Origin of the sequence: Pontibacter aydingkolensis, from assembly GCF_019443125.1 — a bacterium.
In the GTDB taxonomy this organism is placed as follows: Bacteria; Bacteroidota; Bacteroidia; order Cytophagales; family Hymenobacteraceae; genus Pontibacter; species Pontibacter aydingkolensis.
The window spans coordinates 109,641-126,406 of the sequence record NZ_JAHYXK010000004.1 but is presented as its reverse complement, the minus strand read 5'-3'; the positions used below and the strand labels follow the sequence as shown (position 1 = coordinate 126,406).

9 protein-coding genes are annotated in these 16,766 nt (G+C 46.4%); 8 read left to right on the top strand and 1 reads right to left on the bottom strand.

Annotated elements, in window-relative coordinates; genetic code table 11:
* Positions 1 to 8 precede the first annotated feature (8 nt).
* The gene (locus tag K0O23_RS06660; protein ID WP_219876624.1) at positions 9 to 7,172 is read right to left on the bottom strand and encodes a gliding motility-associated C-terminal domain-containing protein; all 7,164 of its coding nucleotides are present in this window, start codon (positions 7,170 to 7,172) and stop codon (positions 9 to 11) included.
* 1,068 nt (positions 7,173 to 8,240) lie between these two features.
* Here K0O23_RS06660 and K0O23_RS06655 point away from each other — a divergent pair.
* The 8 genes from K0O23_RS06655 (at position 8,241) to K0O23_RS06620 (ending at position 16,752) form a co-directional block, all read left to right on the top strand.
* The gene (locus K0O23_RS06655; protein ID WP_219876623.1) at positions 8,241 to 9,635 is read left to right on the top strand and encodes an undecaprenyl-phosphate glucose phosphotransferase; all 1,395 of its coding nucleotides are present in this window, start codon (positions 8,241 to 8,243) and stop codon (positions 9,633 to 9,635) included.
* Positions 9,625 to 10,437, top strand: coding sequence for a WecB/TagA/CpsF family glycosyltransferase (locus K0O23_RS06650; protein ID WP_219876622.1), 813 nt, complete (start codon positions 9,625 to 9,627; stop codon positions 10,435 to 10,437). Before K0O23_RS06655 ends, K0O23_RS06650 begins: the two co-directional genes overlap by 11 nt.
* 330 nt (positions 10,438 to 10,767) lie before the next feature.
* A complete protein-coding gene (rfbF, locus tag K0O23_RS06645; RefSeq protein ID WP_219876621.1) occupies positions 10,768 to 11,571 on the top strand; it encodes a glucose-1-phosphate cytidylyltransferase in 804 nt (267 codons plus the stop codon).
* Positions 11,572 to 11,616: 45 nt separating this feature from the next.
* Positions 11,617 to 12,708: an NAD-dependent epimerase/dehydratase family protein gene (locus tag K0O23_RS06640; protein WP_219876620.1), complete on the top strand. Its 1,092-nt coding sequence runs from the start codon at positions 11,617 to 11,619 to the stop codon at positions 12,706 to 12,708.
* An 8-nt stretch (positions 12,709 to 12,716) separates the two neighbouring features.
* The gene (gene rfbC, locus K0O23_RS06635) at positions 12,717 to 13,265 is read left to right on the top strand and encodes a dTDP-4-dehydrorhamnose 3,5-epimerase (RefSeq protein ID WP_219876619.1); all 549 of its coding nucleotides are present in this window, start codon (positions 12,717 to 12,719) and stop codon (positions 13,263 to 13,265) included.
* Between the two features lie 71 nt (positions 13,266 to 13,336).
* Positions 13,337 to 14,686, top strand: a complete 1,350-nt coding sequence (locus tag K0O23_RS06630) for an NAD(P)H-dependent oxidoreductase (protein ID WP_219876618.1) — start codon at positions 13,337 to 13,339, stop codon at positions 14,684 to 14,686.
* A 68-nt stretch (positions 14,687 to 14,754) separates the two neighbouring features.
* Positions 14,755 to 15,531 (top strand): nucleotidyltransferase family protein, encoded by a 777-nt coding sequence (locus K0O23_RS06625; protein ID WP_219876617.1) that lies wholly within the window; start codon positions 14,755 to 14,757, stop codon positions 15,529 to 15,531.
* A 9-nt stretch (positions 15,532 to 15,540) separates the two neighbouring features.
* Positions 15,541 to 16,752, top strand: coding sequence for a glycosyltransferase family 4 protein (locus tag K0O23_RS06620; RefSeq protein WP_219876616.1), 1,212 nt, complete (start codon positions 15,541 to 15,543; stop codon positions 16,750 to 16,752).
* Positions 16,753 to 16,766 lie beyond the last annotated feature (14 nt).

The following is a 16,766-nucleotide window of genomic DNA, read 5'->3' as shown; positions in this document are numbered from 1 at the left end:
GAGTTGCTTTACTTAACAATGGTTACGCTGCCGGATATTGGCTTTTCTGTTCTGTCTAATTGAATGATGTAATAGTAAGTGGCTATCGGCAATTCTTTACCTTGATGAAGGCCATCCCATGGCTGCTTGTACCCATCAGACACAAACACCTGGTTGCCCCACTGGTTAAACACCTGTACTTTGCAGTTAGGATACTTCTCAATGTTCAGAATCTCCCACATATCGTTCACACCGTCACGGTTCGGAGTAAAGGTATTTGGCACAAAAACATGCGGCAGCACGGTTACAACAACCTGATCCGTGAATACACAGCCACCTTCTGTCTCTACTGTAACAGTATAAGTGGTAGTTGTTTCCGGTGACGCAGTTGGGTTAGCTAAATTCGGGTTGCTTAGGGTCTCTGCCGGCGACCAGGTATACTTCACTCCTCCGGTTGCCTGCAGCTCCACGCTTCTGCCTTTTACTACAGTAAGGTCCATGCCTGCGCTGGCACTTGGTTCCTGTACGGTTACCTTAACTTCTCTGCGCTCACTGGCGCACGATTGCGACACCTCCTGCACATAATAGCTTGTGTTGTGCTGCAGTATCGGCGTAGTATAGCTGCTGCCTGTTGCAATGGGGTTACCGCCTGCTGCGCTGGCGAACCACTCCAGGCTGCCACCTTCTCCTGTAGCTGTAAGTGTTGCCCTGGAACCTGCACATATAACTGTTCCTTTAGCTGTTGGTGCCTTCGGCAAAGGCGTAACGGTTATTTTCACTGCCTCACTCACCAGTCTATCACACGACTCGGACGTAACTACGCGGCGGAGCCACACTGTTTTTGTAAGGGAATTACTGCTGTAATCCTGCCTGTTGTTGGCACCAGGTGCTGTAGTATAGCCTTTATCCGGGCCTTCCGTGCTGATCTCCCACAGGTAAGTATAAGTGCCGCTGCCACCAGTAGGCAAAGTGCCTGTTATGGTAGATGGCGCTGTGTTAAAGCATATGGTCTGGCTGGTGCTGATCTTGTTGTTGCTCATGGCCGGCTTCACCGTAACCATCACCGCTGCACTTGTACTTGTGTTAGGGCCTGAGATAACAACGCGACGGTACCAGGTATGCTGGCTCAGCGCCGGCGGGTTATAGTTCTGCGTATTGCTTGTGCCTGTAGCCGTAGTCCAGCCGGCATCCGGGCCGGTAGTGCTTTGCTGCCAGATAAACGTATAGTCTCCCTCGCCGCCGGCTGGCGTTGTGCCTGTTAGCGTAGCCGGTTTGTTACCAAAGCAAATTACCTGGTCTGCCTGTATGTTGTTGTTGCCAACGGCAGGTGTAACCGTTATCTTAACCGGATCAGATACATGCTCACAACCGCCAGAGTATACTATTCTTCTGTACCAGGTATCTTTTGTCAAGGCACCCGGCGCGTAGTTCTTGCCAGTGTTCGGAGCAGCTGCAGGCATAAAGTCGGTGCCATTTTCGCTGTACTGCCACAGGTAAGTATAAGTGCTGTTACCTCCAGCTGGTGCAGAGCCAGTAAGTGGTGCCGGAACCTGACCGGAGTAAATGCTCTGCGAAAGCGTTACAATATTCTTGCTGATAAGCGGATTTACTTCCACTTTTACCACATTCGATACCATAGAGCAGGCGCCAGAGGTAACCGCACGTCTGAACCAGGTAGTAGTGGAAAGCTCAGCTGGGGCATAGTTTATACTTGTACCGTTTGATGCCACTGCTTTGAAGTCTGTTGCGTTGGCACCAGTAGTAGAGTACTCCCAACGGTAAGTATAGCTTCCTGTGCCTCCGGTTGGCTGCGAACCCTGCAGTGGCTGTGGGGCCGTATCTGTACAAATTGTCTGGCTTTCGGAAATTTCGTTGGCTGCAATTGTAGCGTTTACAGTTATCTTGATGGCATCAGAATAACTCTCGCAGTTTCCCGATTCTACTTTTCTGCGGAACCAGGTGTTCTGGTTAAGTGCCTGCGGCTGATATGCTGCATTAGTGCGCGTTCCCGGGGCATCGGTAAAGCTAATGCCGTCTGAGCTGACCTCCCAGTTGTATGTGTAGGTATTATTTCCGCCTTTTGGAACAGTACCCGTTATACTTGACGGAATAGCACCCGCGCAAATTGTCTGATCACCAGATGTAAGTGTGTTTCCTGTAATAGCCGGCTGTACCGTTACTTTAACCGCTGCACTCACATCCTGCTGGCATGGGCCTGAAGAGACAACTCTTCTGTACCAGGTAGTTTGTGTAAGAGCGGCAGGATTAATATAGTTTTGAGCATTGTTCACGCCTGCGGCTGCTGTAAAGATGCTGCCATCGGTGCTGCTTTGCCATAAGTAGGTATAGGTGTTGTTGCCACCAGCCGGGGCAGTACCTGTAAAGGCTGCCGGTACGTCGCCTTCGCAGATTGTTTGTGCTGCTGTAATGCTGTTATTGCTGATAACCGGTACTACTTCAATCTTTACGGCAGGGCTTATACTTTCAGCGCATGGACCAGACATCACCACTCTCCTGAACCAGGTAGTCGTGCTTAAGGCCTGTGGCTGGTAAGTAGCTGCTGTGGTACCAGTTATACTTGTAAAACCATTGTCAGGGCCAGTAGTGCTGCGCTCCCAACGGAAAGTATAAGCACCGTTGCCATTTTCCGGCTGAGAGCCAGAGATCATACCTGGCACCTGACCTGCGCAAATTGGCTGCTGTGCCGGTGCTGTAATGGTATTGTTGCTGATGTTCTTGTTTACCGTAACTGTTACAGCTGTTCTTTGCGGGCTGCCGCAACCGTTTGTGCTCACCGACTCTACATAGTAAGTAGTGTTAGCAGTAAGTTCTGAAGTTGTATAGCTCATTCCAGTATGTACAGCATCTGTAGCACTGGCCGAGGTATACCATTTATAAGTGCCGCTGGTCGCTACCACACTCAAGGTTGCTTTTGTGTTTTCGCAGATCGTAACCGGGTTTACAGTAGGAGCAACAGGTAATGAATTTACCGTTATCTCCACTACCGTAGATGTGCTGCTGCAGGCGCCTGATATTACTTCACGCTTATACCAGGTTGTCTGGGTAAGTATGCCTGGGTTGTAACTTGCCTCCATGTTGTTGCCCGGTGCGGTAGTATAGTTACCGTTGGCGCCGTTCGTGCTGAAAAGCCATTTATAAGTATAGGTGCTATTGCCACCAGTAATAGATGCAGTTGGGTTAAGTATAGGTGCCTGCTGTCCGCTACAGATTGGTGCAACCGCAGTAATACTGTTATGCTGGATGCGTGGATTAACTGTAACTGTTACCGTATTGCTCACATTAGTACCGCACGGCCCACCGCTCACTACACGTCTGAAGTATGTGGTGGTGGTTAACGGTCCTGTACCATAGTTAATGCCATTGTTATCGCCAATCGCTGCCTGGAAGTTGGTGCCATCGTGGCTCATCTCCCAGCGGTACATATAATTGCCATTTCCCTCAGCAGGCTGTGAGCCCTGAAGTACAGCTGGTGTCTCGGCTTCGCAGATTGTTGCCTCTCCAGTGATGGTGTTATTCGTAATTGGCTTGTATACCGTGATCTTTACCGGCTGGCTGTAATGGTTATTGCAAGTGCCGGAAGTAACAACTCTTCTAAACCATGTAGTCGAAGCTAATGCCCCCGGATTGTAGTTCGGCTGATCGTTTGTGCTGTTAGCTGCCTTGTAAGGACCCTCTGCACCAGCCGTGCTAATCTCCCAAAGGTAAGTATAGGTGCCGCTTCCGCCTTCAGGCTGAGAGCCACTTATTTCATCGGCAATGCTGTTTTCGCAGATAATGGTATTGGTGCTGGTCTTAACTGTATTGTTAGAGATAACAGGAGTAACCTTTACTGCTATAGCATCAGAAATGCTGGAGCAGCTGGCGGATTTAACGGTTCTTCTGAACCAGGTAGTTCTTGTTAAAACATCTGGTGTATGGTCTTCCTGGGTAGCGCCGTTGATCTTCGTAAAGCCTGTAGTAGCACTTTCAATGCTGCTTTCCCACTCGTAAGTATAAACTTCGTTACCACCTGCAGGGGTTGAGCCAAGTATAGTTACAGGCCTTTGACCGGCACAAATTGTAGGAACACCTGTTAAGGTATTGTTGCTTAACATAGGATGTACTTCTATTTTTGCCTCTGTTCTCGGGCTGATACAACCGTCGATAATAGCCTGTACAAAGTATGATCTGCTGTTATTAACAACGCCTGCATCAAAAGTCCTGTCCGAAGAGATGATATCAGTACTAGTGGCTGTTTCGAACCATTGGTAGCTGGTTGCATTTCCCTCTGCCACAAGTATAGCTTTGTTGCCGGTGCCGCAAAGTATAACCGGCTGCACAACCGGGGCAGGGGTGGCAGGGCGAACAGTAACTTTAACCTCACGGCGTGTGCTGGTGCAACCTCCTTCTATGGTTGTTTCTACAAAATAAGATCTAGTTTGCTGCAGTAAAGGAGTAGTGTATATATCGCCTTCGCCTACTTTATTACCGCCTGAAGCCGAATCAAACCAACGTATAGTGCCCGTTGGGCTCTGTACTTGTAACGTTGTGCTAAAGCCAGGGCAGATAGTCGTGCCTGAGGCAACTGGTGCAGTTGGCAAGGCATTTACCGTTACCTGCACCTCATCTGTAGTTCGGCAACTGCCGGTGCCATAAGTATAGATCAAAGTAAAGATACCCACTGCAGAAGGCGTAAATGTACCCGCTGCCGTTACATGCTGGCCAGACCAGATGCCACCAGCCGGTAATGCCGTTAAGTTAAAGCTGCCTGAGTTAAGGCAAACCACTTTATCGGTACCAGCGTTGGCAACAGGGGCTTCTTCTACAGTAACCACCATTTTGTCGGAGTTGCTGCAGCTCAGGCTATTGGTATAAGTATAGGTCAGTTCATACTTTCCTGTTTCTGATGGAGGTGTAAAGGTGCCATCGGCAGTTACGTTTGCTCCGGACCAGGCACCCCCAGCCGGGTTGCCGGTTAGTTTAATAGGGACCGGGTTGTTACAAACACTTATGTCGCTGCCTGCATTTATCTGTGGCAAATCGTTTACTGTAATTATTATGGTTTTAGTGCTGGAGCAGCCTGTTTCAGTATTATAGCCTGTTACAGTATAGGTTGTAGTGGCAGCTGGAGAGGCTGTAACAGAGGCTCCTGTAGTAGCACTCAGGCCAGTGGCAGGTGCCCAGGTATAGGTATCGCCGCCGCTTGCAGTAAGTATGGTCTCATCCTGGCCCTGGCAAAGAGCTGCCTTATCTGATGTTACCGTAACAACTGGTAGTGGGTTAGCAATAACTGTATAAGTGGTAATGCTGGTGCAGCCTGTGCTGCTGTTGGTGCCTGTTATAGTATAGGTTGTGGTTTCGGTTGGTTTGGCCGTTACGCTGTTGCCGGTTGTGGCGCTAAGCCCTGTGGCCGGTGACCAGGTGTAGGTATCTGCACCTGTCACGCTGATGGTGGTGCTTTCGCCGAAGCAGATAGCCTTTTTAGGAGAACTTGCTACCAGCTCTGGCAACGGATTGATAGTGATCTTCTGCACGGCAGGAGCAGAGGACTGCCCGCACTCGTTTATGGCATAGGCCCATACTTCGTAAACAGCAGGTGTCTTAAAGGTGATAGCCGGATACTTTGAACTGCTGTTTGTAGCGTTCTCAAAAGTATAGTTGCCCTGGCCCGATACTACTTTTACCTCCCAGTTATAGCCGGTAATGGTACCAAAATTCGGATCAAAAGCAGGCTGGTGTTTCGCGTTGTCTTCGCTGAAGCTGATTACCTGTGCATCACAGTAGGCCTGGGCAGCAGGAAGTGTGGCAATAGGCTTGCCCTTGATCGTGATGTTTTCTGTTTTAGTGCTAGGCAAGCAGCCATTATCTGCCGTAAGGGTAATGTTGTAGTTGCCTGGCTTTGTAAAGTTAAATACCGGATCCTTGGCAGTTGCACCGCCTGAAATCGAGCCCCAGTTACTAACAGCCTGACCTTTGGCATCGGTTACGGCCCACTGGTAGCTTATATTCTCACCCTTAGAGTTGTTGGTTGCCTTCACAGCATTATTAACGCAGTTATTAGCTGGATCTGGAGTTAAGCTGAAATTTGCGACCGGAGGAGCCGTAATATCAAACTCCATCTCTTTTGAGCTGGCCTCGCAGGTGGTTCCCGGGTCTTCAGGAGATGCGGTAAGCTTTACTTTATACTTTCCGGGCTGTGTGAACACAATGCGTACGCCGCCTTCATTTTTGATCATTTCCCATCCGGTGGCAGGGCTTATTTCCCATTCGGCAATGTGTGGCATGTTGGCGCCGTAGCCATCGTAGCCGCTTGTGGTTTTGTCCTGAAGTATGATCTCCTGGCCAACACATTTACTTGTTTTCTGTACACCAATCTCAGCCTGAGGTCCTTTACTCACGCGTATGCCTCTCCAGGTATTCTCGGAAAAACTACAATCGTTCGATGCCCGGCAACTTACAGAGAAACCACCCACAGGAGATGCCTCCGTGAAAGTGTGCTGTATTACCGGGTTCTCTAAAAGCTGCTTGTGTGTGCGAGTAAAAGAAGGCGTGCCATCGTTGATAGTAAAAGTATAAACCGTATTTTCCGGATTGTTCTCGAAGCGGCTCACAATTATGTCATACTTTGCAGGAGCACAGGAAAAAGAGTTTCCGCCCAAGTCTACCAGCACATTGGGATTGCTGCCAATGTAAACCGTTTTCTGCTCGGTTTTTTCGCAGCCGTCCGCGCCGGTTACAGTTAAGCGTAGCGGATAGGAGGTGGCTTTGTTTGTAACGTAAGTATGGCTGGTCTTGTCGAACTCCGGACCAAAAGTGCTGCTGGTGCCGTCACCCCATTCAATCCTGTAGGCTTTGTTGTTGGCCTTTGTTTTGGAGGTGTTCTCAAAATCGAACCGGACAGAAATGGTGTTGCCGCTGTTGCTGTAGCTACAGTAAGTAAAACTCTTGTTATAGTTAGTGTTGGCAATGCTGGCGTCTGCACTACAATTAACAGTGGCCTGAGAACCAGGCAGGGAATTGGATACAGCTGATGTTGTACTTGCAGTTAACGGGCTACTGGCTGTTTTGCCTGTTACTTTCTCTCCCGAAAAAGTTATAGATGCTTTATCTTCTGTTGATAGTGCAGAATTAAACCAAAACCCATTAAGGGCAAAGATCAAAGGCAGCAGAAAACTGGCTAAAAATGGCTTCATGGCTAAAAGCTGTAAAAAGTTTGCTGTTGTGGTTAAGCATTTTAGTTTGAGTGCATGGCTCACTCAGTAGCTTGGCAAGCTGTTTAGTAGCAGCAATAGGGCTGGAGGCAGAATTTCAATAGTAGTTCCAGGCGTAAGCCTTGTTACAGAATTGAAGTAAGGTTGAACACAAATTCTACTCAACCACCCCTGCTTTTAGTGCAGATGTGTAAAAATGTAGCGAAGTATAGGTGTAACATATAAATTGTAATATTGATAGCCTGATGTTTTTTAAGGTATTGTAGTTCTAAAATTCAATATTTTGATAAAATTAGAATTTTAATGCTGTAAATTAACTCTAATCCGTTAATAATTAATGTTTTTGTAGAATAGTTAACTGATTAAATAAGTTCATAAACTGACTATTTTTCTTTTAGGAAGCTTAAATTATCTCCAATACTTCAGGGTAGTAGTTGTATTTTAAGTATAACTCTACTGTCATAAATGAATTATTTTAAGATGTTTTGAGTCATAATTAAGATTGTAGTATATAAATGCTGCTTTAAATATAGTACTTTAGGTATATTTTGTTTCATAGCCGATTTTGCTTAAGAAGCACGGGTATGTTTTAAAATAAAATGGACAGCTGTTTTTTCTGATTTTATATTGATTCTGGCAAAATTAGAAAAAGTGCAAGAAATTTTGGCTGTTTGCAATAGCTTGTTTTTGACGGATTTATTGAATTGTTTAAGCCTAAAAAGGCTTCTGATGAAGCAATTAGAATATATAAGTATGGTTATTTTGTAATATTATAAAATTAAGTTTTTTTAATAGATATTGGCAAAATTATAAACTTTCAGAATCCTTCCTCCGTAATTTAAGGTGTTGGTTATCTAAACATAGCCAAAACCTATTTTCTGAATAAATCCTGAGAAGTAAATATAAATATTTAATTATTTTAATATTTGTAAACTAAAAGACACAGCGCTGATGTGGTCTGGTAATGTGGGGAAGAAACAAGGTTATTGGCTAAGTATAGATAGGAAATTAAGTTTCTTTTAGTATGACAGCAAAATTACACGCCTAATCATGAATAAATATCGTCACTACTACAGTTTTAACAGGGTTCTACTGTTGATTCTGGATATCACCCTCATCACCTTCGCTTTTAAGCTTTCTAACCTATTCAGGTATGGTAGCCTCGAGTTTGATTACCAGTACAGTGTGTTCTTTGTATTGTTTGCATTAGTGTGGTGGATCGTTTCGGGCTTCTCGAATTTCATCTTTCGCATAGATGGCTTGTTTTCCTGCGAGAAGAAAGTTGCGAACTTAATTAATGCTTTTATCCTGCATGCCTTTATACTGGCCAGTTGTATCGTAATATTCAACCTGGAGCAGCTGTCACGTTTACTGCTTCTTTATACTTATATCTCTACTGCCTTACTTATTACCATTAGTAGATTGCTCTTGGAAAAAGTATTTGGCTACTTCACAAAATCGGATGTGGCGCACACCAGGTATGTAATTGTTGGCGCGGGCCAGGCAGGCATGTCGCTGCACCAAACCCTTAACAACAACGATAACATTGGTACCAAGTTTATGGGTTTTTTTGATGATAACCCGGATAAACTCAGCCCATACTACAGCCAAGTAAAAGGTAACGTAGAAGATCTAAAAGAGTACTGCCTGCAGCACAGCATTGATGAAGTATACTATACTTTGCCGCTAAACGATAGCAAGCAGCTTGATGACCTGTCGCAGTTTGCAGACGATAATTTTGTGTACTTCCGTATCGTGCCTGACTTCAGTGCCATTGTGCAGCGCGACGTGAACATGTACTTCTATCACAACGTGCCAATGCTGAGCATACGCAAAGAGCCTTTAGAGCTTGCCTCTAACCGTGTAGTGAAGCGTGCATTTGATGTGGTGTTCTCGCTGGCTGTGTCGCTTCTGATCTTCCCGTGGCTGTTGCCGCTGATCGCGCTGGCGATCAGGCTTGAGTCGAAGGGCCCTGTTTTCTTTAAGCAGCTTAGACCAGGCAAAAAGAACAGATTGTTTGTGTGTTATAAGTTCAGGACGATGCACGTGAATAACCAAACTGAACTGCAGGCAACAAAAAATGATCCGAGAATTACCCGTGTAGGTCGATTCTTACGTAAGACTAACCTCGACGAGCTTCCGCAGTTCTTTAACGTACTGCTAGGCGACATGTCAGTAGTAGGTCCGCGCCCTAACCTGGTGTCGCAGTTGGACCATTACTCAAAAGTGATTTCAAAGTATAAAATGCGCCACTTTGTTACCCCGGGCATTACAGGCTATGCGCAGGTAAGCGGTTATAGAGGCGAAACAAAGGAGCTGCGCTTAATGGAGAAACGTATAGAGTACGATGTGCGCTATATGGAAAACTGGAGCTTTATGATGGATATGAGAATAATTTTTCTGACAGTCTGGAACATGATAAAAGGCGAGAAGAATGCTTACTAGTAATATAACTGAACCCACTACCTACACAGCTGAACCACCCTTAAAGGAGAAGCGAAAACTGATCAACTCCCTTATATCAGCTGGCTCGTTTAATAACTTTGTCGACCATATTTTCTGGTTGACAGAGAACAAGGCCTCCTCTTATGTATGCTTTGCCAATGCGCACATGCTCGTAGAGGCTTACCGCGACAAAGAATTTAATAAACTTCTAAACAACGCTGATGTGGCCACTCCGGACGGAGGGCCCCTTTCCAAGCTTATGAAACTGATGTATGGGCAGGAGCAAGACCGCGTGGCAGGCATGGATGTACTGCCCCGGTTGTTGCAGGAGGCGGCCATACGAGGCAAGTCGGTTTACTTCTACGGTTCTACCGACCAGGTGCTGGAGGCTATTGTTGCAAAGGCAAAGCAGGACTTACCAGACCTGAAGATAGCAGGCTATTACTCGCCGCCTTTCCGTAAACTAAACCACATCGAAGATACCGCCATTACAGACAGGATAAACAAGGCGAACCCAGACCTGGTGTTTGTGGCGCTTGGGTGTCCGAAGCAGGAACGCTGGATGGCAGATCACAAAGGCAAGGTAAATGCCTGTATGTTGGGGGTTGGCCAGGCTTACATGACCTATGCTAACCTTGAAAAGCGACTTCCGAAGTGGGCCAGAGACCTGTCTTTGGAGTGGACGTATAGGTTATGGCAGGAGCCGCGCCGCTTGTGGAAGCGTTACCTGTACACTAACAGTATTTTTATACTTCTCACGTTAAAGGCTTTCTTACAGAAACAAACCCAAAGATCACTCTAAAGCGGTTGGCTTTAAAGTAAACTGTGGTAAACTATACTTCACTTCTTTTTCGAAAATCCCTAGTACCAGGTGGTTTAAACTACTGCAATATCTAAGCAAAAGCCAGCACAAGTGCTTTAATGCTATACCAAAGGATGCGGGCTTTACTGCAAGTCTTTAAAAAATGCCTTTTAAAGACTTGCAGAGGCGGAAAAGTAAAATTTAGTGAAAAATCCTCTTCAGAAACATCAAAATATAGCAATTACCGTATCATTCAAAAAACGCGTTTGTTTTTTAGTTCAATTACGCATTGAGAGAATGTCGATACATTAACCCTTAACCCTTATACAGATGAAAGCAGTTATACTAGCAGGTGGCTACGGAACCAGGATCAGTGAAGAAAGCGGTGTGCGTCCAAAGCCAATGGTAGAAATAGGCGGCAAGCCGATCCTTTGGCACATCATGAAGATATATTCTCACCACGGCATCAATGATTTTGTTATTTGCTGCGGTTATAAGAGCCACATCATCAAAGAATATTTTGCTAATTATTGCCTTTACAATTCTGATGTAACTTTTGACATGCGCAAAAACAGCATGGAGGTGCATCAAAACAAAACCGAATCGTGGAAAGTTACGCTGGTAGATACCGGAGAAGGTACCATGACAGGTGGCCGTTTGAAGCGTGTGCGCGATTACATCGGCAACGATACGTTCTGCCTGACCTATGGTGACGGCGTTAGCGACGTGGATATCACAGAGCTTGTAAAATTTCATAAGCAGCAGGGTACCCTGGCCACTTTAACCGCAGTGCAGCAGCCTGGCCGTTTTGGTGCCTTTAATCTTGCATCCGATGTAACGAAGATCAACCAGTTTAAAGAAAAGCCAACCGGCGGCGACATGCCCTGGATAAACGGTGGTTTCTTTGTGCTGGAACCTCAAGTGCTTGATTATATAGAAGGCGATAGCACCATCTGGGAGCGTGGACCGATGGAAAGACTGGCAGAAGAAGGAGAATTATCAGCTTTCCGCCACACTGGTTTCTGGCAACCAATGGATACCCTGCGCGACAAGCATGTGCTGGAAGAGTTATGGCAGAAGAACGAAGCACCTTGGAACGTATGGTGCAAAATGCTGTCCAAAGCCATCAACTAATTACCCCTGAACACAAACCCAACCCTTTAACCTATACTTTATACCATGAGAATTCTGATAACCGGAAATATGGGATATGTTGGCCCAGGTGTGGTAGACCAACTGTGCAAGGCATACCCTAACGCAACATTAATAGGCTACGACATGGCCTACTTTGCCTCTTGCCTTACTAATGCCGCTGTACTGCCGGAAAGCAAACTGGATATGCAACTGTTTGGTGACGTGAGAGAGATAACTGCTGAAACACTGAAAGGTATTGATGCCGTGGTGCACCTGGCTGCCATCTCTAACGACCCGATGGGTACACGTTACGAAGATATAACACTAGATGTAAACTATAAATCAAGTATAAAAATTGCGAAACTGGCCAAGGAAGCCGGGGTAAGCAACTTCGTATTTGCATCGAGCTGCAGCATGTACGGTGCTGCCTCTGAACAAGCAAAAACAGAAGACTCTGAACTGAACCCGCTTACAGCCTATGCCCGCTCTAAAGTGGCAACTGAGAAAGAACTTGAGCCGCTTGCAGGCGATGGCTTTACTGTTACCTGCCTGCGCTTTGCAACAGCCTGCGGCATGAGCGACAGATTGCGCCTTGATTTGGTACTAAACGACTTCGTGGCAGGTGCTGTGGCAACAGGCAAAATTAACATTCTGAGCGATGGCACGCCTTGGAGACCTTTGATCCACGTAAGAGACATGGCACGTGCCATTGAGTGGGCTGTAACAAGAGAAGTAAGCAATGGCGGTGAGTTTTTAGCTGTAAACACAGGTTCTAACGACTGGAACTACCAGGTACACGAACTGGCAGAAGCCGTTGCTGATGTGATTCCGGGAACAGAGGTAAATATAAATAGAGACGCCGCGCCAGACAAACGCTCTTACCGCGTAAACTTCGACCTGTACAAGCAACTGGCACCAAATCACCTGCCAACTTATACTTTAAAAGAAGCTATTCAGGAACTACGCGATGGGCTGGTGGAAATGGAATTTAAGGATGGTGATTTCCGTAATTCGTTGCTGATGCGCCTGAAAGTGCTGACAAGCCTGCAAGAGTCTGAAAGAATTAATGGGCAGTTGCAGTGGGCACATCAGACAGCAAAAACATTAAACAAAGAATCTGAATTACAAACAGCATAAACTGTAGCATGATATTTACAGAGACAAAACTAAAAGGTGCTTACATTATTGATGTAAAGCGTTTGGAGGATGAGCGTGGCTTTTTCGGACGTTCTTACTGCGAAAATGAATTTGCTGAACTGGGTATGACCACGGGCATTAAGCAAACCAACGTATCCTATAATAAAAAGAAAGGCACCTTGCGTGGCATGCACATGCAAAACTCACCTTACGAAGAAACAAAGCTGGTTCGCTGCACACGCGGTGCCATTTACGACGTGATCATCGACATGCGCGAAGACTCTGAAACGTATAAGCAATGGATAGGAGTAGAGCTTACAGCCGACAACTACCGTATGCTGTTTGTACCGGAAGGGTTTGCACACGGCTTTATCACCTTGGAGGATAACACTGACGTTACCTACCAGGTAACACAGTTCTATACACCGGGCTCAGAGCGCGGCATCCGCTGGAACGACCCTGCTTTTAATATTGAGTGGCCAATTGAACCGGTTGTTATCTCAGTAAAAGACCAGGCGCACCCTGATTTTGAGAAAGCGCTGACAGAAGCACAATAAAGTATAAAAGAAAGCTGCCGGCAACGCGCCGGCAGCTTTCTTTCCTTAACCCTTTAAACACAAAGTATAAAATGATATTAGTTGATAACGCCCTTGCAAAACGCCATGCTGAAGGTAACCCGGTAAGAGTAGCCATGGTTGGTGCTGGTTTTATGGGTCGCGGCATTGCACTCCAGATTTGTAAATATGTGCAGGGCATGGAGCTGGTGGCCATATCTAACCGCAAAATCGAAAAAGCTAATCAAGCTTACTCCGAGGCCGACATAACCGATATACAGGAGGTAAACTCTGTAGCCCAACTGGAGGAAAACATCCGCCAGGGCAAGTATAGCATCACAGACGATGCCATGCTGCTTTGCGAAGCCGAAGGCATTGACGCCATTATAGAGGTAACAGGTGCTGTTGAGTTCGGTACAAACGTTGCCATGCGTGCCATCGAAAACCGTAAGCACATCATTATGATGAATGCTGAGGTAGACGGGACAGTAGGCCCGATACTTAAAGTATACGCTGACAAAGCCGGTGTAATTTTCACGAACGCCGACGGCGACCAGCCTGGTGTGATTATGAACCTGGTTCGTTTTGTAAAGGGCCTGGGCGTGAAACCGGTAGTATGCGGCAACATTAAAGGCTTGCACGACCCGTACCGTAACCCGACTACGCAGGAAGGATTTGCTAAGAAGTGGGGCCAGAATCCAGCTATGGTAACATCGTTTGCCGACGGCAGCAAGATCTCGTTTGAGCAGGCCATTGTTGCCAACGGAACCGGAATGCGCGTTGCCAAACGCGGCATGCACGGGCCAACTGTATTAGGCGGCACTTCGCTGAAAGATTGCGTAAATGACCTGTATCCGCTGGAGGATGTGCTGGAAGGACCGGGTATAGTGGATTACGTAGTAGGAGCAGAGCCAGGACCAGGTGTGTTTGTGCTGGGTACGCACGACCATCCAACGCAGCAGCACTACCTAAACCTGTATAAATTAGGCGAAGGTCCGTTATACTTGTTCTACACGCCATACCACCTATGCCACTTTGAGGTGCCAAGCACAGTAGCCAGAGCCGTGTTGTTTAACGATGCAGCCTTAACGCCAATCGGGAAGCCTTACGTAGAGGTAGTAGCCACTGCTAAAACTGACCTGAAAGCAGGTCAGGTAATCGATGGAATAGGCCATTATATGACCTACGGCCTGTGCGAAAACGCAGACACTACAGCTGCTGAGAACTTGTTGCCAATTGGCGTAGCCGAAGGCTGTGTGCTAAAGCGTGATATACCGAAAGACCAGGTAATTACGTATGACGATGTGATTTTGCCGGAAGGTAGACTGGTAGACAAACTACGCCAGGAACAGGCTGAGTATTTCGGCATGAATGCTACAGAAAAGTCAAATCAGTCACGAGTTGAGGCAGCTCCGTCTGTTTAAAGTATAAACCTAAAGTATAAAAGTCGCGCATCGTAGCTTTGAGGGTTGCGGTGCGCGCTTAGTTTAAGATGGATACACCGCTGCCAATCGTTGGTATAATACCTGCTGCCGGGCTTGCCACCAGACTGCAGCCTTTACCTTTCAGCAAGGAATTGTATCCGGTTGGCTTTGAACGTGAGGGTGAAAGTATAAAACAACCTAAAGTAGTTTCTGCTTATTTAGTAGAGCAAATGGCAGCTGGTGGTGCAGAGGCTTTATACTTTATACTTCGCAGCGGCAAATGGGATATACCGTCATACTTTGGAGATGGCAGCAAGTATAACTTATCTGTAGCATACCTGCTGATGGGCTTGCCCTATGGAGCCCCATACTCCTCAGACCAGGCTTATACGTTTGTCAAGGATAAACTGGTGCTGTTTGGCTTCCCGGATATACTTATCTCAAAACCAGATGCTTTTGCGAGGCTGATAGCCAGGCAAAATGAGACAGGAGCTGATGTAGTGTTGGGTGTTTTTGAAGCAAATCATCCAGATAAATGGGATGTGGTGGAAGTGATGCCTGATGGAAGTATCAAAAGTATTCATCCTAAACCCCACAAATCAAACTTAACTCATGCCTGGGCCTTTGCCTGCTGGTCGCCGGCCTTTACAGCTTTTATGCACAACTACCTGCAGCAAATGCAGGAAAGTATAATTAAAAGTGGCCAGGAGCTAAGTATGGGGCAGGTATTGCAGGCAGCCATTATAAACGGTTTAAATGTACACAGCGTAGAATTTGAGAAAGGCACTTGCCTGGACGTTGGCACACCTGAAGACCTCAGAAAAGCAATTTTAAAACACACCTAACACATTTACATGCGCATCCTTATCATCCATAACCATTATAAAGAAGCAGGCGGCGAAGACACCGTTTTTTTTGCGGAGGCAAACCTGTTGGAGGAACATGGGCATGAGGTCAGGAGGCTGACGTTTTCCAACAGCGAGGTAAAAAGTATAAAGCAAAAAATCGAAGCTGCCTTTGGTGTAATATATAACCGCAAAAGCGCTGAGATAATCGAAAATGAGTTAAATGCTTTTAGGCCGGATGTGGTGCATGTCCACAATTTCTTCCCATTGGTATCGCCTGCGGTATTTTACATTTGCCACAAGTATAAAGTACCAGTGGTGATGACGCTGCATAATTACCGCCTGATCTGCCCGAGTGCGCTGCTGCATTACGACGGCAAAGTACAGTTGGGAAACGTTCATAAGATTTTTCCTTTAGAGGCCATTCGTAAAAAAGTATACCGCAATTCAGCTTTCCAGACGGCCTCCATAGTTTTGGCTACCGGGCTACATAAAATGTTAGGTACCTGGCGTAAAAAAGTAGCTAAATTTATTGTGCTCACCCCGGGTGCTGCCGACCTTTTCCTGAACTCATCGCTGAATCTGAAGCCGGAGCAGGTAGTTGTTAAGCCTAATTTTAGCGAAGAAATGGGCATAGGAACCGAGAACCGGGAAGATTATTACCTGTATATTGGCAGGCTAACTCCCGAAAAAGGCATTGAGACCCTGTTAAAAGCCCAGCAGTTGCACCCGTTTAACCTCAAAATTGTAGGCGATGGCCCGCTCAGAAGTATAGTAGAACAGCAGGCAATAAAACAACCGGGTGTAGAATACCTCGGATTCCGGAAGCGCGAAGAAGCCATGCAGCTGCTAAAAAAAGCAAAGGCTTTAATTTTTCCGTCGGAATGGATGGAGACCTTTGGCATGACCATTATAGAGGCCTTTGCTACCGGAACCCCTGTTATTGCGTCTAAAATAGGAGGCGCGGCACACCTTGTGCAGCATAAATATAACGGCCTGCACTATACACCGCAGCAGGCAGAGGAACTCGCTGAACAGGTAGAGGCGCTGGAGCAGAACCCTGTGTTGGCAGACGAGTTAGGAAAAAACGCGCGCGCAACTTATGAACAGCACTTCACACCGGAGGCTAACTATAACTTAATCATTCAAATCTACCAGTCTGCTATGGGGCAAAAAGAAAGGCTTGCCTCAGGTGCCTTAGCAACAGAAGCAAGCCTTTAAATATGATTAGGGTA

Coding starts and splice junctions, on each gene's coding strand:
- K0O23_RS06660 (WP_219876624.1), bottom strand. CDS start 7,172: ATGAAGCCATTTTTAGCCAGTTTTCTGCTGCCTTTGATCTTTGCCCTT.
- K0O23_RS06655 (WP_219876623.1), top strand. CDS start 8,241: ATGAATAAATATCGTCACTACTACAGTTTTAACAGGGTTCTACTGTTG.
- K0O23_RS06650 (WP_219876622.1), top strand. CDS start 9,625: ATGCTTACTAGTAATATAACTGAACCCACTACCTACACAGCTGAACCA.
- rfbF (WP_219876621.1), top strand. CDS start 10,768: ATGAAAGCAGTTATACTAGCAGGTGGCTACGGAACCAGGATCAGTGAA.
- K0O23_RS06640 (WP_219876620.1), top strand. CDS start 11,617: ATGAGAATTCTGATAACCGGAAATATGGGATATGTTGGCCCAGGTGTG.
- rfbC (WP_219876619.1), top strand. CDS start 12,717: ATGATATTTACAGAGACAAAACTAAAAGGTGCTTACATTATTGATGTA.
- K0O23_RS06630 (WP_219876618.1), top strand. CDS start 13,337: ATGATATTAGTTGATAACGCCCTTGCAAAACGCCATGCTGAAGGTAAC.
- K0O23_RS06625 (WP_219876617.1), top strand. CDS start 14,755: ATGGATACACCGCTGCCAATCGTTGGTATAATACCTGCTGCCGGGCTT.
- K0O23_RS06620 (WP_219876616.1), top strand. CDS start 15,541: ATGCGCATCCTTATCATCCATAACCATTATAAAGAAGCAGGCGGCGAA.